We start from the raw sequence: 17,443 nt of genomic DNA, 5'->3' as shown, positions 1-17,443 counted from the left end.
CCCATTCGTCCAGGTAACAGATCTTTAATCTGTTCCCACTGCTCATCTTTTAATGCATAGCGTTTAGTCATAAAAGTATAATGGGGACAAGGCGGTTTTCCTCAAGCTAATTGATGACACGCCCTAAGTTTGATGCAATTACTGATACTACATGGGTGCGAGATATATTGAAATGGGATTATAAAATTGAAGATTTTTTTATGAGTAGCTTTATTCATGAGCATCATAATATTGAGCGAATTAGAGATGATGCTAGTTGGAAAGAAAGCAAGTACATAGAGTATTTGTCTGCATTTTCAATAAGCCCTTTGAGTAAAACTAGTGATTTTATTGAATCTTGGATGAATTATATAAAAACTGGACTGTAATTTTATGAATTAGATATAAAATTTACTAAGCTAACCACATCATCCGTCTGCAACTGCTCACGTATTTTTAAAAACTGCTTTTCATCTAAGTCATAGAGCTTTAGAGAAAGCAGTTTTTTAATATCTTCTTCAGGAAAACGGTATTTAATGATTTTCGCAGGTACACCACCGACAATTGCATAAGGCGGCACATCTTTGGTTACTACAGCACTTGTTGCTACCACAGCACCTTCGCCAAGCGTTACACCTTGCATAATCATGGCACGTGAGCCAATCCAGCATCCATCGCCAATGACTGTGTCGCCAGCAGGCACAAAACTGCGTGTATCGAAGGGAAAGGCTGAAATCCAGTCGGTACGGTGTAATTGATTACCACCCATCATAATCACGCATTCTGCGCCAAAACAGACAAAATTGCCGATATAGAGCTGATCAATGGGTTTATCTGGGGTAGAGGGCTTGTCATGTAGATAACGCACCACGCAACGCTCAAAACCCTGATCCCAATAAGCAGAATAGTAAGAATAGTTTCCCTTAATATGAATATTTGGATTCTTCACCGTTTTTGAGATGAATTCGAACTCACACCAGTGTTTGACAGGGGAGTTAATCAGCTTTTGAGACATGATGAAATAAAAGGAGAAGATTTTGATCATTATATACCAATTAAAAACTTACATCCTGAATGAAAATCTTTATATTAATTGTGCATTATAAGAATGGAAAAGCTATGTTTGTTGAAACAGAATTTAGAGAAGATAGACTTGAAGAAATAACAAGAATAATTAATGAATATCCTCTAGCATCTTTGATAGCTCAGACTCAAACTGGGTTAATTGCTGAACATATTCCTCTACTATTAATCGATGAAAAAACACTGAGAGGTCATATTTCATTGGAAAACACACTTTTTAAAAATTCAATTGTTAATAATCAGGTTCTATACATTTTTAAAGCTGAGGATGTTTATATCTCACCAAACTATTATCCAACGAAATTTGAAGATCATAAAAAAGTACCTACTTGGAATTATCAAGTCGTGCACATAAATGGAGAGATTAAATTTTTTCAAGATCAGAAAACTAAGCTTGCTGTATTAGGTCAACTTACTAAACAGCATGAAAGTATCACTAATGGGGAAAATGCTTGGAAAATGTCAGATGCTCCAAAAGATTATTTGATGGAAATGCTCAATCACTTGGTTGCATTTGAAATTAAAATTGAAAAAATAATTGCTAAATCAAAATTGAGTCAGAATAGAGAAGAAAAAGATTTTCGTAATGTAATTACAAAGCTTCAAGAATCAGGGAAAGTGAATATGGCAAAGACCATGGGTCAATTAAAAAGATAATAAAAAACCCCTCAATTGAGGGGCTTTAATTGTTGTAAATATCTAAAGCTTAGATATATTCAACTTTCACAATTTCGTATTCAACTTCACCATTTGGTGTCGTAATTTTCACATCATCGCCTTCGTTTTTACCTAAAAGACCACGTGCAATTGGTGAGTTCACAGAGATCTTGTTGATCTTAAAGTCTGCTTCGTCATCGCCTACAATCTTGTAAGTTTTTTGCTCTTCAGTATCCAGGTTTTCAATTGTCACTGTCACACCAAAAACCACACGACCTGATTGCTCAAGTTCTTTCACATCAATGACCTGGCAAGCGCCCAGTTTCCCTTCGATGTCCTGAATACGGCCTTCACAGAAGCCTTGCTGTTCACGCGCTGCGTGATATTCTGCATTTTCTTTTAAGTCGCCGTGTTCACGTGCTTCCGCAATCGAAGCCGTGATACGAGGACGGTCAACGGTTTTCAGTTGATGTAATTCTTTCTCTAAGGCAATTTTGCCTTCAGGAGTCATAGGATAACGTTGCATGTTGTCCCTCAAAAGTCAGTTGAAAGATATAAAATCTATAAATAAAAAAAAGCCCGCCACCAAGAAGGTAGCGGGACTTCTTGGAAACTTAATTAACCTTTAGTTAGGTCTTGCAAGCGATATACATCCATTGGCAATTTGATTGCTAAAGCTTGGCATACAGCATCAGCACCGTTCAAGGTGGTCGTGTAATACACTTTACCTTGTAGCGCAGAGCGACGGATCGAGAACGAATCCTGCTGAGCCTGTTTACCTTCAGATGTATTGATAATGAGGTGAATTTCGCCATTTTTCAAGCGGTCCACGATATTAGGACGGCCTTCGGTTACTTTATTCACACGTTCACATGCAATACCCGCTTCAGTAATCACGCTGTATGTGCCACCCGTTGCAAGCAACTTGAAGCCATAGTCTACCAGTTGCTGAGCGATACGCGCGACATGCGGCTTATCTGAATCACGAACAGACAGGAATGCATGTTTTACTTCGCCTTCAGTTGGTTTACCTGGTAAGCGATCGTTCGAGCCTAATACAGCTTTATAGAACGCTTCACCAAATGATTTACCAACACCCATGACTTCGCCAGTCGATTTCATCTCAGGGCCAAGGATTGGGTCAACACCCGGGAATTTGTTGAATGGGAACACCGCTTCTTTTACAGAGAAGTGCTGAGGAATAATCTCTTTAGTGAATCCTTGAGATTCTAGAGATTGACCTGCCATACAACGTGCAGCAACTTTTGCTAAAGACTCACCGATACATTTAGAAACGAACGGTACAGTACGTGATGCACGTGGGTTCACTTCCAGGATGTAAACGTCAGTGCCTTTTACTGCAAACTGAACGTTCATCAAACCGATTACACCCAGTTCTTTTGCCATTGCAACAGTTTGACGGCGCATTTCGTCCTGTACTTCTTGAGAAAGCGAGTAAGGAGGAATCGAACATGCTGAGTCACCAGAGTGGATACCCGCTTGTTCAATGTGCTGCATGATACCGCCAATTACAACGTCTTTGCCGTCAGATACGCAGTCCACGTCAACTTCGATCGCGTCATCAAGGAAGCGGTCAAGAAGAACCGGTGCTTCGTTTGATGCTTGAACTGCATCACGTAAGTAGCGTTTCAATTCGTCATCGTTATACACGATTTCCATGGCACGACCGCCAAGAACGTATGATGGACGTACAACGAGTGGATAGCCAACTTTCGCTGCTTCAGCCATACCTTCTTCAGCAGATTTTACAATGCTGTTGTTCGGTTGACGAAGTTGCAGACGCTGAATCATTTGCTGGAAGCGTTCACGGTCTTCTGCACGGTCAATCGCGTCTGGAGATGTACCGATAATTGGCGCACCGGCTTCTTCCAAAGCACGAGCCAATTTCAAAGGTGTTTGACCACCGTACTGCACGATAATGCCTTTAGGCTTCTCGATACGTACGATTTCAAGTACATCTTCCAATGTGATTGGTTCGAAGTACAAACGATCTGATGTGTCGTAATCTGTAGAAACCGTTTCAGGATTACAGTTGACCATGATGGTTTCATAACCATCTTCACGCATTGCAAGCGCTGCGTGTACACAGCAGTAATCGAACTCGATACCTTGACCAATACGGTTAGGTCCGCCACCAATCACCATGATCTTGTCACGCGTTGATGGATTTGCTTCACATTCTTCATCGTAAGTTGAGTACATGTACGCTGTATCAGACTCAAATTCTGCAGCACATGTATCGACACGTTTGTAAACAGGGGTTACGCCCAGGTTCCAACGGTGTTTACGGAATTGTTTTTGTGAAATGCCCATCAAGTCTGCAATACGAAGATCCGATAAACCTTTACGTTTGAAGCTGCGGATGTTGTCCGCGTTCAAATCACCAAAACCTAAAGATTTAATCTGTTCTTCAGTTTTAATGATGTCTTCGATCTGGATCAGGAACCAAGGGTCGATATTGGTTGCAGCAAATACTTCATCAAGTGTAAAGCCGTGACGGAATGCATCACCAATGAACCAGATGCGCTCAGGACCTGGCACTTTAAGTTCTTGAAGAATTTTATCTTTCGCACCTTCAGCACCGATTTCGATTTTTTCATCGAAGCCAGAAGCACCAACTTCAAGACCACGAAGCGCTTTTTGCATAGACTCCTGGAAGTTACGGCCAATGGCCATGACTTCACCGACAGATTTCATCTGAGTCGTCAAAGTTGCATCTGCTTGCGGGAATTTCTCGAAGTTGAAGCGAGGAATTTTCGTTACAACGTAGTCAATCGCAGGTTCGAATGAAGCAGGAGTTGTACCGCCCGTGATGTCATTTTTCAACTCATCAAGGGTATAACCTACAGCCAGTTTCGCCGCGATTTTCGCAATCGGGAAACCCGTTGCTTTAGATGCAAGGGCAGAAGAACGAGAAACCCGTGGGTTCATCTCGATCACAACGATACGACCGTCTTTAGGGTTGATACCGAACTGAACGTTTGAACCGCCTGTTTCTACGCCAATTTCACGTAAAACTGCTAAAGATGCGTTACGAAGCAATTGGAATTCTTTGTCTGTCAATGTTTGTGCAGGAGCAACTGTGATTGAGTCACCCGTGTGCACGCCCATTGGGTCAAAGTTTTCAATGGTACAGACGATGATACAGTTGTCGTTTTTGTCACGAACAACTTCCATCTCGTATTCTTTCCAGCCAATTAAAGATTCATCAATCAATAACTGTTTGGTCGGAGAAAGATCGAAACCGCGTTCACAGATTTCAATGAACTCTTCACGGTTATATGCAATACCGCCGCCTGAACCACCCATCGTGAATGATGGACGGATAATCACAGGGAAGCCGAAGCGTGCTTGAATAGTTAAAGCTTCTTCCATTGACTCGGCAATATCTGCTTTTGGACATTCAAGACCAATTTTACGCATTGCCTGATCGAAGAGTTTGCGGTCTTCAGCTTTTTCAATCGCTTCTTTGGTCGCGCCGATCAATTCAACATTGTATTTTTCTAGAATGCCGTGCTCATCAAGGGCAAGGGCACAGTTCAATGCAGTTTGACCGCCCATGGTGGGAAGAACTGCGTCTGGGCGTTCTTTCTCAATAATTTGTGCAACAGTTTGCCAGGTAATCGGTTCGATATACGTTGCGTCTGCCATTGCAGGGTCGGTCATGATGGTCGCCGGATTCGAGTTGACCAAAATAACGCGGTAGCCCTCTTCACGAAGGGCTTTACATGCTTGAGCACCTGAGTAGTCAAACTCACATGCCTGACCGATGACAATCGGACCCGCACCAATAATTAAGATGCTTTTAATGTCAGTACGTTTAGCCATGATGCTTCCTTAATTACTTCTTAGATGCTTCGATAAGTTCGATGAAATGATCGAACAATGGTGCGCAGTCATGTGGACCAGGGCTTGCTTCAGGGTGACCCTGGAAGCTGAACGCAGGCTTGTCTGTGCGATGAATACCTTGGTTAGTACCATCAAACAGTGAGCGATGCGTTACACGCAATACATCCGGCAGGTTGCTTTCATCAACTGCGAAGCCGTGGTTTTGAGAAGTAATCATCACTGTACCATTTTCAAGGTTTTGCACAGGATGGTTGGCACCGTGGTGACCGTGAGGCATTTTTAGTGTTTTGGCGCCACTTGCAAGTGCAAGGATCTGGTGACCCAGACAGATACCAAATACTGGAATTTCAGTGGTTTCTACAATTGTTTTTACAGCTTCAATTGCGTAGTCACATGCAGCTGGATCGCCAGGGCCGTTCGACAGGAACACGCCATCTGGATTCAGAGCAAGTACGTCAGCAGCAGGAGTTTGCGCAGGCACCACAGTCAGTTTACAACCGCGGTCTGCGAGCATACGTAAGATGTTGGTTTTGACACCGTAATCGTATGCAACAACATGGAATTTAAGTTCAGGTTGAGAGAAACCTTTGCCTAATGCCCAAGAGCCTTCAGTCCACTCAAAGCCCTCAGGATCGCAACATTCTTTTGCCAGGTCTAAACCGTTTAAACCGCTAAAGGCACGTGCTTTTTCAAGCGCTTCTGCTTCAGTGATATTTTCGCCAGCAAGGATACAGCCATTTTGCGCACCTTTGTCACGTAGGATACGTGTCAATTTACGCGTGTCGATATCCGCAATTGCCACAACATTGTGTTGTACCAAATATTCAGCTAATGATTGGGTTGAACGGAAGTTACTGTGCAATAAAGGCAGGTCACGAATGATCAATCCGTTGGCCCAAACTTTATGAATACGACCTGATTCAGCGTCTTCTTCATTGCAGCCTGTGTTACCGATATGCGGGTAAGTCAGTGTCACAAGTTGCTGTGCATAACTCGGGTCAGTCAAAATTTCTTGATAGCCAGTCATGGCAGTGTTGAAAACGACTTCACCAGTCGTACTACCCGATGCGCCAATCGAAGTACCTTTAAAGATAGTTCCGTCGGCAAGGGCTAAAATTGCTGGGGTGCTCAAACCAAAGCTCCTGAAATTTAGGCTGTAAAAAAGCGAGAAGACGAAAAAAAAGGAAGGCTAATTTTTAAACCTACCCTCCTATGTCTGCTCGCTTGAACTTAACACGGTATTATACGCAGAATGATGCTTGAAGTCCAATGGCTTTGCAGCGAAAGTATAAGATAAATGCCTTGCTTTTTGAGTGGAAGTCTGTTTTGTAAACAGGATGAAAAAATGTAAGCAATTAATAATTGTCAGACAAATCAAATCTTAAATTTTATCAAGTCTACTAATATAGCTCAGTCAATATAACAATAGGAACAAGACAAATGACTACAGCATCAAAATCTACCCAATCCAAAAAAGCCAGCCCGAGCGTCGTGGCAGAAACTGCCGAGAAGCTTGAAAAAGTAGCAGTAGAGGCGAAAGATCAAGCACTTGAAAGCATCGAAGAAAGTAAAGAAAAGCTTGAAGTTGAAGCCAAGCAATTGACCGATACCGTACAGGAACAATTGCGCCAATTTAAGCAGGAGGTGTTGCAGCGAATTGACACTTTAAAGGAGCAGATCTTCGGTTCACAAAAAGAATTAACTGAATTGAAGAGCTTTATCAAAACAGAATTCAATGCAGTGATCGAAGACTTGTCCAGTCTGGGCAAGGAACTGAAAGAGGATGTCAGTCAGATTTCGACCAAACATAAAGAGCATTTGACCGATACCTTAAAACGTTCTAAAGACAGCACCATTGAAGTGCTGAAAAAAGTCAAGCCGGTAGTGAAAGCAGAAAGTTCAGACAAAAAGCCTGAGCTGAAAAGTTAAACTGCGTTGAAAGGCTGCTCTTTAAAAGGAGAACAATCACATGTTCTCCTTTGTCTTTATGTAGCAAAACGGACTCACAATAATAATCAGAAGGGGTTACGATGCCACGGCATTATTTGGTAGGTGTGCTTGTTTTATTGATATTGATTATGCTGCTTAATCTGGAAAGCGGCTTGGGGCGCATACTTTATCTGGGTGTGATTGTGTTATGTTTGGGCGTACTGGGGCTGGTTTTGGGGACTGTTCTGCTCATGGTACTCACTTTTACTTTTATTCTTTATGCTGCAGTGAAAGCCATTCGGAGCCAGCATCAGTTACCTCATTAAAATGCTACTCTAAGATGTTCAAAAACAAGAAAATGCAAAATAACCATACACAGCTAACTACTTTGTCTAGAGACAAACAAAAACGTGAGACTTCAAGTCTCACGTTTTATCAGCCTATTACAGATTCAGACAGAGGATATACAGGTTTGATTGATCTAAAATACATGCAACCAGTCACGTTTATTATGAAAATCTGCCTGAGGACTACTATGCTGCATCGCGTAGTACTGGTCACCTTGCGAGGTTTTTAAAACAGCAGATAAACCCAGGAACAAGTTTTCCCATTTGAGTTTATGTGTTGCCATAAAATCGGTCAGATCCACACTGACATTGAGACCATAATGGGTACGTTTGAGCTGATTCAGCTCAATATCATCTGCAGCTTGTGGTGGCATATCTTCAGGATAGCGGTATTCTTCAAATTGATAAGCCTGCCAGGCCTGAGAAGGGGAGAGATTAATCTCACGATAAAAATCTTCACCCTGAACCCCAATAAAAATTTCAAAGCAGGTCTGTTCCCACAAGAAATCCTGACGGGGATGTGCAGCTACCATGTCTGGCCACAGGATGTAATGATTGGGATCGCGGATCCAGAAGCCCACATTTAAACTACATGGACCTTGCTGTTCAATGGCAGCAACCAGAGAGATGGCCTGAAAACGGCGATCAAATGCGCTAAGTTCGTAACTTGCCATAAGTCCTGTACTTAGTTAGACAAATGAGCGAAACGAACAAGATTGGACAATTTTTGGTTCTGTTTTGCCGCTTTCTTATAAAGCAGTGCAATTTTACCAATAGTTTGAACCACTTCAGCACCAGTCGCTTCTGAAATTTCAGCAATCAGCGCTGCACGCGCTTCACGATCTTCAGCGACAATTTTAACTTTAATCAGTTCGTGATCGTTTAAAGCACGCGCTAATTCTTCGATGACATTTTCCGTCAGACCTTTGTCACCTAGCATCACGACTGGGTTAAGTGTATGTCCGATTTGACGTAAACGCTTACGTTCCTGAATAGATAAAGCCGCCATGAGAGATAACCTGAATTTTAAAACGGCTTAGTATAGCAAAAGCAAAAAATAAACGCTGTAAATTATCAGGAAATAATCATATTCAATCTGTCCACGGAGAGAGCAAAAGCCTTAGATTTAGATACACATGTATACTGCAAAATAAGTCTTTTTCACGTACAATTAATAATGAGACATTTTTTTATTTAGAGAGTTATGGCTACACGCATTACCAACCAAAAGTTATCTAAAAGTAGTCGTGATTGGATGAGAGAGCATTTAGACGATCCTTATGTAAAAAAGGCACAAAAGGAAGGCTATCGTGCGCGTGCAGCATATAAGCTCTTAGAAATGCAAGAAAAGTATAAAATCATTAAACCTGGTATGACTGTGGTCGACCTGGGCGCAGCGCCAGGCAGCTGGTCACAGATTGCCGGTAAACTTGTTGGCGATAAGGGTTTATTGATTGCATCTGATATTTTACCAATGGATGCTTTACCAGATGTCACTTTTCTGCAAGGTGACTTCCGTGAAGAAGAAGTTTTCCAAAAACTGCTAGAAATTTTAGATGGTCGTACTGTAGACGTTGTAATTTCAGATATGGCCCCCAATACATCAGGTAATAAGGCTGTAGATCAACCGCGTCAGATTTACTTGTGTGAACTTGCACTGGATTTTGCCAATAAGGTGCTAGGCCCCAAAGGTCAATTTGTGGTAAAAGTTTTCCAAGGCTCAGGTTTTGATGAATTCCGTAAGCAAGTGGTTGATAGTTTTGATATTCTGAAAACATCTAAACCCTTGGCATCACGTGCTCGCTCTAAAGAAGTTTTCCTGATCGGGCAGGGACGCAAGAAGGCTTTAAAATAAGTCTACTTGCCAAGTCGTTAAAAATTGTGCATTTTGTACGTTTTCAGATAATTGTAAGTTAATTTACAGCTTAAGTATTAAGGTCACCCTGAACAGGGCATGATCAAATTAGATTGGAATGGGAATAAAGCTTTGAGCGATCTTTTTAAGAATGCCGTATTGTGGCTCGTAATACTGGGTGTGCTGGTGTTAATCTTCAGCAACGTCAGTGACCGCAATCAACCGACTACAATGAACTACTCAGAGTTTGTTGCCGCGGTCAATGCTGGCCAAATTAAACAAGTTGTTATTGACGGCGAAAGAATTCGTGGCGAAAAATCAAACGGTTCAGAGTTTGAAAGTATTCGTCCGGCAGTTCAGGATCCTGAGCTGATGCCAAGCCTCATTAAAAATAATGTTGTGGTCGAAGGTGAAGCACCACAACGTCAAGGCTTGCTCATGCAGTTGCTTATTGCAAGTTTCCCTGTGCTTTTAATCATTTTGTTATTCATGTTCTTTATGCGCAACATGGGTGGCGGTGCAGGTGGTAAAAACGGCCCAATGAGTTTTGGTAAGTCTAAAGCCAAAATGTTGTCTGAAGACCAGATTAAAGTCACTTTCGTCGATGTTGCCGGTTGTGATGAAGCCAAGCAAGAAGTGGTTGAAATTGTCGACTTCCTGAAAGACCCAACCAAATTTAAACGTCTCGGTGCAAGTATTCCACGTGGTGTTTTGATGGTCGGTCCTCCAGGTACAGGTAAAACCTTGCTTGCCAAAGCCATTGCCGGTGAAGCTAAAGTGCCATTCTTTAGTATTTCAGGTTCTGACTTCGTGGAAATGTTTGTGGGTGTTGGTGCATCGCGTGTGCGTGACATGTTCGAACAGGCAAAACGTCATGCACCATGTATCATCTTTATTGATGAGATTGATGCAGTCGGTCGTCACCGTGGTTCAGGTACGGGTGGTGGTCACGATGAACGTGAGCAGACGCTGAACCAGATGCTGGTGGAAATGGACGGCTTTGAAGGCAATGAAGGCATTATCGTGATTGCTGCAACCAACCGTGCAGATGTACTGGATAAAGCATTACTTCGTCCAGGCCGTTTTGACCGTCAAGTTGTGGTTGGTTTGCCAGACATTAAGGGTCGTGAACAAATCCTGAATGTGCATTTGAAAAAATTGCCTTCAGTCACAGGGGTCGATGTTAAAGTACTTGCACGTGGTACACCGGGCTTCTCGGGTGCGCAATTGGCCAACCTAGTGAATGAAGCTGCTTTATTTGCTGCACGCCGTAACAAAAACACTGTCGATATGCATGACTTTGAAGATGCAAAAGACAAGCTTTATATGGGTCCTGAGCGTAAATCGATGGTACTTCGTGATGAAGAGCGTCGTGCGACGGCTTATCATGAAGCAGGTCATGCGATTGTTGCTGAAAGTTTGCCGGGTACAGACCCTGTGCATAAAGTCACCATTATGCCGCGTGGCTGGGCATTGGGCGTGACCTGGCAGCTACCTGAATTTGACCAAACCAGCCATTATAAAGACAAAATGTTGAATGAACTTTCGATTTTGTTTGGTGGTCGCATTGCAGAAGAAGTCTTCATTAACCAAATGTCGACAGGTGCTTCAAACGACTTCGAACGTGCAACTAAAATGGCACGTGCGATGGTGACCAAATACGGTATGTCTGACAAAATGGGCGTCATGGTCTATGAAGAAGATGCACAGCAATCGTTTATGGGCAGTATTGGTAGCCGCAGTATTTCTGAAACGACCCAGTTAGAAGTCGATCGTGAAATCCGCCGAATTCTGGATGAGCAATATAAAGTCGCACGCGATATCTTGGAAAGTAAAAAAGATATTGCCCATGCGATGGTCAAAGCCTTGATGGAATGGGAAACTATTGATCGTGATCAAATCCGTGACATTATGGAAGGTCGTGAGCCTCAACCGCCAAAAGTCTATGTTGCAGAAAATCCTGTGATTGATGTAACCCCAGATGATGGCCCGTTGACGCCACCGCCATTGCCAGCCAACTAAGTTAAATAAAAAACCACCTTCGGGTGGTTTTTTTATGTCAGTCATTTTTATGATAATTTCCTGAATGCTATATTTAACTCAAAACTAATGGGCAAATGTCTTATCGAGCTTTGCTTTATTGCTCTATCCATAAGACAATATTCGAATTATTGTGAACGAGGATGGAAACATGCAGCTGATGCCTTTACGACCACATGTATGGACATTTGGTGAGTTAAAACTGGACTTATCTCAGCCGCATGTGATGGGAATTCTCAATGTCACCCCCGACTCATTTAGTGATGGTGGTCGGCATAATCAAAAAGAAGATGCAGTTGCACGTGCGCTGGAGATGATGGCTGAAGGTGCGACCGTAATTGATATCGGCGGGGAATCGACCCGTCCGGGTGCCGCTGTGGTAGACGTAGAGGAAGAGATCCGCCGCGTGGTGCCTGTGGTTGAAGCCTTAGCAAAACATGATGTTGTTCTCTCGATTGATACTTCACAACCAGAAGTGATTCGTGCAGCGGTTCAGGCCGGAGCGCATATCTGGAATGACGTCCGTGCGTTGACCCGCCCCAATGCCTTAGTAACGGCCGCTGAATTAAATATTCCGGTAATCATTATGCATATGCGTGGTGAGCCGACCACCATGAACAATCTGGATCAATATGAGGATGTCACTACCGAGGTGATTGGCGAACTATCTCAACGTGTTCAGGATGCCTTGGATGTAGGAGTAAAAGCCGAAAATATCATGATTGATCCGGGGTTTGGTTTTGCCAAGAATGCCCAGCAAAATCTCAAGCTGCTTCAAGAATTTTATAAATTGACAGAAATGGGTTATCCGATTTTATCTGCCTTATCACGTAAACGTTTTATTGGGGCTGTTTTAGATGGCGCAGAACCACAGGCGCGTGCGGTGGGGTCGGCAACAGCACATTTGCTCAGTATTCAGCAGGGCGCCTGTATGGTACGGGCACATGATGTGAAAGCGACAGCGGATGCGATTAGAGTCTGGCAAGCCATGCAGATGGCGTAGACATTGATGGCGGGAAAGTAAGCATCTGGCAATGTTGTTTGGCTTTTGAGCAACAATGTGCTATATAGGCACGCTTAGATTAAATTGTCATCTTTTAGAGTGCCTGTAATGTTTGCAGATTTACTTCTCCCCATGTTCGATGATGCGTATTATCCCGATATTCTGGTTGCTGAAATCAAACAGCACATCGAACGTTTTGCCCAAAAAGTCGCTAAATCAGCTTTGTCAGATCAAGAAATTTACCAGCTTGCCCATCTGACCGTTGCTGATATTAATGCCATGAAACCGCAGTTTGAAGATCTGGATTCATCTCTGGATGATACCGCTGCAGATTATATTGCCGAAGCCATGATGATGGTGGTGCAAGAGCACGGGTTGTTCGAGATTGAAATGGAAGAGCTGATTACCAATCGTGAATGGTGATCGATAAAACCCTGCTACTGCAGGGTTTTTTATTATTTGTAGAAATAGTCTTTAAAACTTTTAAAGCGAATCGAGCTGAGTAATTTTTGCTCTTCATGCATGCATTGCTGATAAAGATTCTGGTAATAAGCCTGCAGATTTGACTGGTCCTGAATCGGTTGCGGTGTTTTGGATCTGGACTGTTGATAGGCCCAAAAGGCCAGCTGCCGCAGTTTTTGCAGTTTGATCTGATCAATTGCACTACAAGAACTTTTAAATAAAGGTTCTAAGGTCACAGCGCCAAAAGAGGAAAGCGCTAAAATGATCATGCTGATGATCACCAACATATCTGAATGAATTACATACAGATTCAGCAATAAAACCAGAAAAATCGGAATTTGCAGATACAGACAGTTCTGCAAGCGCTGACTATAGGCTTTGGAGCTGAATTGTGCCTGATATTGTGCATACCAGATATAGGGATAAAGCAGGGCCATTAACATGATCAAGGTGACATTAAAGGCGATCGTGGCATTCTTGAAAAAATAATATTCCAGAAGTACTGAGCTGATGCTACAGGCCACGCAGATTAAAAGAGACAGTAAATTAATCGCGATCACAAACTGGAGATTTTGCAGGGCATTAAATTTGAAGCGGCTATAACGCAGCTTCAGGAAAAAAGCGTCTGGATGGCGTAATTGTAATGTGGCGAGATCGAAGTATTTTAATTCTGACATGAGGATTTCGCGCTAAAAGAATAAAATTCAGGCACAAAAAAACCAGCCTAATGCTGGGTTTTCTATTGCACCATTTTAATAAAGATTAAAATGGTGCCCGAGGCCAGACTCGAACTGGCACGCTTTGTGGGCGGGGGATTTTAAATCCCCTGTGTCTACCGATTTCACCACTCGGGCATGTGCGCAATAATAGAGGACGAAATAAAGCTTGGCAAGCACATTTCTAAATGATTGCTTTCTTTTCAAGCAATTCCGTGGCTTCTCTCTAAAAAATTAGCAGATCAATCTGTTTTTAAGGCCCCTTATTAGAAATATTCAAGATGGCTAATCAAAATAATAGAGCGAACTATGAGTTCTCGTCCAGATAACTGTCGACATCCAGATGCTTGATGGTTTTACAGTATTGATGCTCATGTTTCAGCAGTTGGATATATAACTCGGCATAGTGATTTAATTGCTGTTTTAGTTCGGCATGCTGAGGATGATTGTTTGAACAAAAACGTAATTTTAGTCGAAGCATACAGGTCTGTTTATAAGCCCAGAAGCAGATTCTACGTAATTGTTGCAACTGATAATGTTCAGTATTTTGGCTGTTTTCCCGGAACAAGTTTTCCCGATAAAAACGGATAAAGCCAAAGCTGACTCCAAAAAAGAATAAACTCCACATCAGCAGGCTACTTTGTACAAAAAACAGATTTAAGGTTTGTAGTATAATCACCACAGCCATCTTGATTGGGGTATGGCGTAATAACTGATATAGCGAATAAGAAGAATGCTGAACCTGTTGCAGAATTAAGGTGAGACTCAACATCAGGAACAACAGTATCGCCAAAATGGCATAACTTTGCGCCTGAAATTCGCTCACTTGCACAAAAGATTGCTTTATGACGTCACCGAACATCAAACTGACGGGAATAAAAATCATGGCCGCCAAGACCCAGGGAATCAAAAGCTTGGCTTTATCTCAGATCCCACGGATTTTGATCTGGCTATAGAACAGGTAATTGCCTTTAAATGCAGTCGGATACTGTTGTTGAAGTTGCTGCAGCAACAAAGTCACTTGGGTAGTGGGCATCATCCAGAGATTGATTCAGAAATAGACACAGGCACTATAGTCGATTTGACGCAGAATCACAGGACAAATCCATTTTCAGCGCTTATCATTGCTTTAATCACGAAGATTTTAGTTTTTTAGCCACGAATTATGCGAAAATAGCCGATTCAAGATTTATTTTTTTAAGGACAGTTTATGACTGATCAATCTCCTGAGGCGTTAAGCGACATCGAAATTTTAGACATCCTGCAAAGCATGAAAAAGGATGAACTAAATACTGAGGCGAAAGAAGTGATTCGTCAGGGTGGTAAAGCTGGTCGTCAGGAAGCGCATAAAGAAGCGTTAGTGGCATTGAATCAGTCATTTGAAGACAAATTTGTCGAAGCGGTATCTTTGGCTTTGGGCCTGAATACGGCACAAATCAAAAAAATCCGTTATAAAAAAGACCGCGTCCGTATTTTAAAAGCGCGCGGAATTGATTATATGGCGATTGATGGTGCTGAAACTGCACAGGTACTGTCACAAATTGCCCAAGCAATTGTGCGTGAAGACGCGATTGTTACCCATGACCTGCATAATATTTTCCCATTCTGGAAAGAAGGCTGGCCTATGGTGCAGTTCGACAATGCTTACAAGATTCTAGAAGATGATATCCAGATTCACTATCAAGCTGTTTTAGATGCATTGTTAACAAAGATCTAAGCACCTCAATAGATGTAAAAAAGCACCGTTAGGTGCTTTTTTATGATTGAATTTACTGGTTTGAATAAAACAAACTTAAAATAAAACTGATAGGAACGATAAATAGTCGTCCCCATAAAATCAAAGGTATGGCTAAATACTGTCCCCAACTCATGGTTCGGTCATAATGGCCACGGTGACGCTGGTAACCATAAGGGGTAATGATGCAAGCAAAAATCAATAAAATGATCGCTAAAAACAAAAACAGCGGATTTTGTTGTTGAGCAAAAAAGAAATAGATTAAATACAGTCCTGAATAAAAACTAAAACAAGCCAATAGCGCAGAAATGGACATCACTCTATCCTTATGATTTTTATTTTAAAATAGAAGAAGAATCAGATTATTCTGATTCTTCCTGAATTAATGGATTGATTTCAATGATCCGAGTCACCAGCAACTGGTCAATCTTGAAATGATCGACATCGACGACTTCAAATTTATAACCGGCATGAATGACGGTATCGGCAGGACGCGGAATTTTACGCAGCTTGAACATCATAAAACCAGCCAGTGTTTCGTAATTTTCCTCATCTGGCATTGAGTCGATTTCAAGCGCATGTTTCATGTCTTCAATTGGCGTGCTGCCTTCAATCAACCAGGAATTATTGTCACGCTTAATAATTTGCTGATCGGCTTCAATTGGTGTCACCCAGTCGCCCATCACGGTAATCATAATGTCGGAGAGGGTAATCACCCCAACTACCAGCGCATATTCATTAATGACGACGGCAAATTTTTCCTTGGTCGAGCGAAAACGGTCCAGAACTTCCGATAAAGTTAAAGTATCCGGAATGGTCAGGACATTACGGATGGTATTTTCATTTAACTGTAGCAGCGACTGGTTATTCAGAATCCGCACCAGAATATCTTTGGCATCGACATAGCCAATCACACTGTCGATGTCATTGCTACACACCAGAAACTTGGAATAGGGATATTCCGCCAGCTTTTGCCGAATACTTTCTTCTGGTTCATTTAAGGTAAAGAACACCACATTCTCACGGGTAGTCATACTCGAAGGTACATTACGCTCTTCCAGCTCGAATACATTTTCAATGAAATGATGTTCCTGTTTTTGCAGTACGCCAGCCTGTGCACCTGCATCCATCACTGCGGAAATATCATCAAAGGTAATATTATCATCACGAATGGTATTCACTTTAAACAGACGGAACAGCATGTTGGCAATAACATTAATGAGCCAGGCCAAAGGCTTACAGACTTTAATGAAAATCTGAATGGGTTCAATGACCGAGACTGCGATCTTTTCTGGCGCAATCATGGCCAGACGTTTCGGCATCAAGTCTGCAAATAAAATAAATAAAGAAGTGACGACAGTGAAGGAAAGTGCAAAGCTAATGTTTTCAGCCCACGGACCCTGGTAAAAGCGGGAAACAAAATTAAAAATATAAGGACGGAAGGCTCCTTCACCTAAAATACCGCCAAGAATGGCGACTGCATTTAAACCGATTTGAGAGGCTGCAAAGAAGTCAGCAGAATTTTCTTGTAGATCTAAAACTTTTTGAGCGCGATGTTCACCCGATTCAGCCAGAATTTTCAGTTTGACTTTACGGGCACCTGCGAGGGCGATTTCTGTTAAAGATAAAAAACCGGCCCCCGCGATGAGTATTAAGATAATCACGATATTTTGTAAGAGGCTCACAAATCCACCTGTGGATGAATAGTATCTTGGGATATTTTTAACACAAAAAAAGGCTTGAGGTGTAAAAACTACCTCTCAAGCC

General features: G+C 42.2%; 18 protein-coding genes, 1 tRNA gene and 1 pseudogene. 9 read left to right on the top strand and 11 right to left on the bottom strand.

Features of this window, described 5'->3' with window-relative positions:
• Positions 1 to 113: 113 nt before the first annotated feature.
• Positions 114 to 368, top strand: a complete 255-nt coding sequence (locus FTU44_RS08580) for a hypothetical protein (RefSeq protein WP_180050155.1) — start codon at positions 114 to 116, stop codon at positions 366 to 368.
• Positions 369 to 370: 2 nt separating this feature from the next.
• Here the strand turns inward: FTU44_RS08580 and FTU44_RS08575 are convergent, their stop codons facing one another.
• The gene (locus FTU44_RS08575; RefSeq protein WP_180050153.1) at positions 371 to 994 is read right to left on the bottom strand and encodes a CatB-related O-acetyltransferase; all 624 of its coding nucleotides are present in this window, start codon (positions 992 to 994) and stop codon (positions 371 to 373) included.
• Between the two features lie 104 nt (positions 995 to 1,098).
• Here FTU44_RS08575 and FTU44_RS08570 point away from each other — a divergent pair, with 104 nt between their 5' ends.
• Positions 1,099 to 1,719 (top strand): FMN-binding negative transcriptional regulator, encoded by a 621-nt coding sequence (locus FTU44_RS08570; RefSeq protein ID WP_100357865.1) that lies wholly within the window; start codon positions 1,099 to 1,101, stop codon positions 1,717 to 1,719.
• Between the two features lie 49 nt (positions 1,720 to 1,768).
• On the opposite strand, the gene greA is transcribed toward FTU44_RS08570, so the two are convergent.
• From greA to carA, 3 genes are all read right to left on the bottom strand, one after another.
• On the bottom strand, positions 1,769 to 2,245 hold the full coding sequence (gene greA, locus FTU44_RS08565; RefSeq protein WP_005097724.1) for a transcription elongation factor GreA: 477 nt from the start codon (positions 2,243 to 2,245) through the stop codon (positions 1,769 to 1,771).
• A 92-nt stretch (positions 2,246 to 2,337) separates the two neighbouring features.
• A complete protein-coding gene (gene carB, locus FTU44_RS08560; protein ID WP_005097722.1) occupies positions 2,338 to 5,568 on the bottom strand; it encodes a carbamoyl-phosphate synthase large subunit in 3,231 nt (1,076 codons plus the stop codon).
• A gap of 13 nt (positions 5,569 to 5,581) precedes the next feature.
• Positions 5,582 to 6,721, bottom strand: coding sequence for a glutamine-hydrolyzing carbamoyl-phosphate synthase small subunit (gene carA / locus FTU44_RS08555; RefSeq protein WP_005097721.1), 1,140 nt, complete (start codon positions 6,719 to 6,721; stop codon positions 5,582 to 5,584).
• A gap of 308 nt (positions 6,722 to 7,029) precedes the next feature.
• Here carA and FTU44_RS08550 point away from each other — a divergent pair, with 308 nt between their 5' ends.
• Positions 7,030 to 7,518: a hypothetical protein gene (locus FTU44_RS08550; RefSeq protein WP_159516100.1), complete on the top strand. Its 489-nt coding sequence runs from the start codon at positions 7,030 to 7,032 to the stop codon at positions 7,516 to 7,518.
• Positions 7,519 to 7,619: 101 nt separating this feature from the next.
• The gene (locus FTU44_RS08545) at positions 7,620 to 7,844 is read left to right on the top strand and encodes a hypothetical protein (protein ID WP_005169862.1); all 225 of its coding nucleotides are present in this window, start codon (positions 7,620 to 7,622) and stop codon (positions 7,842 to 7,844) included.
• 155 nt (positions 7,845 to 7,999) lie between these two features.
• Here FTU44_RS08545 and FTU44_RS08540 read toward each other — a convergent pair whose 3' ends face one another.
• Both FTU44_RS08540 and yhbY read right to left on the bottom strand, forming a co-directional pair.
• Positions 8,000 to 8,539, bottom strand: a complete 540-nt coding sequence (locus FTU44_RS08540; RefSeq protein ID WP_005169863.1) for a DOMON-like domain-containing protein — start codon at positions 8,537 to 8,539, stop codon at positions 8,000 to 8,002.
• 11 nt (positions 8,540 to 8,550) lie between these two features.
• Positions 8,551 to 8,874: a ribosome assembly RNA-binding protein YhbY gene (gene yhbY / locus FTU44_RS08535; RefSeq protein ID WP_005097716.1), complete on the bottom strand. Its 324-nt coding sequence runs from the start codon at positions 8,872 to 8,874 to the stop codon at positions 8,551 to 8,553.
• A 195-nt stretch (positions 8,875 to 9,069) separates the two neighbouring features.
• On the opposite strand from yhbY, the gene rlmE reads away from it, so the two are divergent.
• The 4 genes from rlmE to FTU44_RS08515 all read left to right on the top strand — a co-directional run bounded on the left by rlmE (position 9,070) and on the right by FTU44_RS08515 (position 13,186).
• Entirely contained in the window at positions 9,070 to 9,720 is a 651-nt protein-coding gene (gene rlmE / locus FTU44_RS08530; RefSeq protein WP_005097715.1) for a 23S rRNA (uridine(2552)-2'-O)-methyltransferase RlmE, read from the top strand.
• A gap of 132 nt (positions 9,721 to 9,852) precedes the next feature.
• The gene (gene ftsH, locus FTU44_RS08525) at positions 9,853 to 11,742 is read left to right on the top strand and encodes an ATP-dependent zinc metalloprotease FtsH (protein ID WP_034608943.1); all 1,890 of its coding nucleotides are present in this window, start codon (positions 9,853 to 9,855) and stop codon (positions 11,740 to 11,742) included.
• Between the two features lie 169 nt (positions 11,743 to 11,911).
• The gene (gene folP, locus FTU44_RS08520; protein WP_159138239.1) at positions 11,912 to 12,763 is read left to right on the top strand and encodes a dihydropteroate synthase; all 852 of its coding nucleotides are present in this window, start codon (positions 11,912 to 11,914) and stop codon (positions 12,761 to 12,763) included.
• A 108-nt stretch (positions 12,764 to 12,871) separates the two neighbouring features.
• Positions 12,872 to 13,186, top strand: a complete 315-nt coding sequence (locus FTU44_RS08515) for a DUF5713 family protein (RefSeq protein ID WP_180050150.1) — start codon at positions 12,872 to 12,874, stop codon at positions 13,184 to 13,186.
• A gap of 32 nt (positions 13,187 to 13,218) precedes the next feature.
• Here FTU44_RS08515 and FTU44_RS08510 read toward each other — a convergent pair whose 3' ends face one another.
• From FTU44_RS08510 to FTU44_RS08500, 3 genes and pseudogenes are all read right to left on the bottom strand, one after another.
• A complete protein-coding gene (locus FTU44_RS08510) occupies positions 13,219 to 13,902 on the bottom strand; it encodes a hypothetical protein (RefSeq protein ID WP_100329093.1) in 684 nt (227 codons plus the stop codon).
• Positions 13,903 to 13,993: 91 nt separating this feature from the next.
• A tRNA-Leu gene (locus tag FTU44_RS08505) sits at positions 13,994 to 14,079 on the bottom strand.
• 169 nt (positions 14,080 to 14,248) lie between these two features.
• Positions 14,249 to 14,977, bottom strand: a pseudogene (locus tag FTU44_RS08500) (hypothetical protein).
• A 174-nt stretch (positions 14,978 to 15,151) separates the two neighbouring features.
• Between FTU44_RS08500 and FTU44_RS08495 the strand changes: the two are divergent.
• Entirely contained in the window at positions 15,152 to 15,658 is a 507-nt protein-coding gene (locus FTU44_RS08495; protein WP_074383395.1) for a hypothetical protein, read from the top strand.
• A 52-nt stretch (positions 15,659 to 15,710) separates the two neighbouring features.
• On the opposite strand, the gene FTU44_RS08490 is transcribed toward FTU44_RS08495, so the two are convergent.
• Entirely contained in the window at positions 15,711 to 15,992 is a 282-nt protein-coding gene (locus FTU44_RS08490; protein WP_005097706.1) for a hypothetical protein, read from the bottom strand.
• A gap of 46 nt (positions 15,993 to 16,038) precedes the next feature.
• A complete protein-coding gene (locus tag FTU44_RS08485; protein ID WP_005097704.1) occupies positions 16,039 to 17,361 on the bottom strand; it encodes a hemolysin family protein in 1,323 nt (440 codons plus the stop codon).
• Between the last annotated feature and the right edge of the window lie 82 nt (positions 17,362 to 17,443).

It is taken from the genome of Acinetobacter sp. YH12105 (assembly GCF_013419095.1).
In the GTDB taxonomy this organism is placed as follows: Bacteria; Pseudomonadota; Gammaproteobacteria; order Pseudomonadales; family Moraxellaceae; genus Acinetobacter; species Acinetobacter pseudolwoffii.
This window is presented reverse-complemented; position numbering and strand designations above follow the sequence as displayed.

Coding starts and splice junctions, on each gene's coding strand:
- FTU44_RS08580 (WP_180050155.1), top strand. CDS start 114: ATGACACGCCCTAAGTTTGATGCAATTACTGATACTACATGGGTGCGA.
- FTU44_RS08575 (WP_180050153.1), bottom strand. CDS start 994: ATGTCTCAAAAGCTGATTAACTCCCCTGTCAAACACTGGTGTGAGTTC.
- FTU44_RS08570 (WP_100357865.1), top strand. CDS start 1,099: ATGTTTGTTGAAACAGAATTTAGAGAAGATAGACTTGAAGAAATAACA.
- greA (WP_005097724.1), bottom strand. CDS start 2,245: ATGCAACGTTATCCTATGACTCCTGAAGGCAAAATTGCCTTAGAGAAA.
- carB (WP_005097722.1), bottom strand. CDS start 5,568: ATGGCTAAACGTACTGACATTAAAAGCATCTTAATTATTGGTGCGGGT.
- FTU44_RS08550 (WP_159516100.1), top strand. CDS start 7,030: ATGACTACAGCATCAAAATCTACCCAATCCAAAAAAGCCAGCCCGAGC.
- FTU44_RS08545 (WP_005169862.1), top strand. CDS start 7,620: ATGCCACGGCATTATTTGGTAGGTGTGCTTGTTTTATTGATATTGATT.
- FTU44_RS08540 (WP_005169863.1), bottom strand. CDS start 8,539: ATGGCAAGTTACGAACTTAGCGCATTTGATCGCCGTTTTCAGGCCATC.
- yhbY (WP_005097716.1), bottom strand. CDS start 8,874: ATGGCGGCTTTATCTATTCAGGAACGTAAGCGTTTACGTCAAATCGGA.
- rlmE (WP_005097715.1), top strand. CDS start 9,070: ATGGCTACACGCATTACCAACCAAAAGTTATCTAAAAGTAGTCGTGAT.
- folP (WP_159138239.1), top strand. CDS start 11,912: ATGCAGCTGATGCCTTTACGACCACATGTATGGACATTTGGTGAGTTA.
- FTU44_RS08515 (WP_180050150.1), top strand. CDS start 12,872: ATGTTTGCAGATTTACTTCTCCCCATGTTCGATGATGCGTATTATCCC.
- FTU44_RS08510 (WP_100329093.1), bottom strand. CDS start 13,902: ATGTCAGAATTAAAATACTTCGATCTCGCCACATTACAATTACGCCAT.
- FTU44_RS08495 (WP_074383395.1), top strand. CDS start 15,152: ATGACTGATCAATCTCCTGAGGCGTTAAGCGACATCGAAATTTTAGAC.
- FTU44_RS08490 (WP_005097706.1), bottom strand. CDS start 15,992: ATGTCCATTTCTGCGCTATTGGCTTGTTTTAGTTTTTATTCAGGACTG.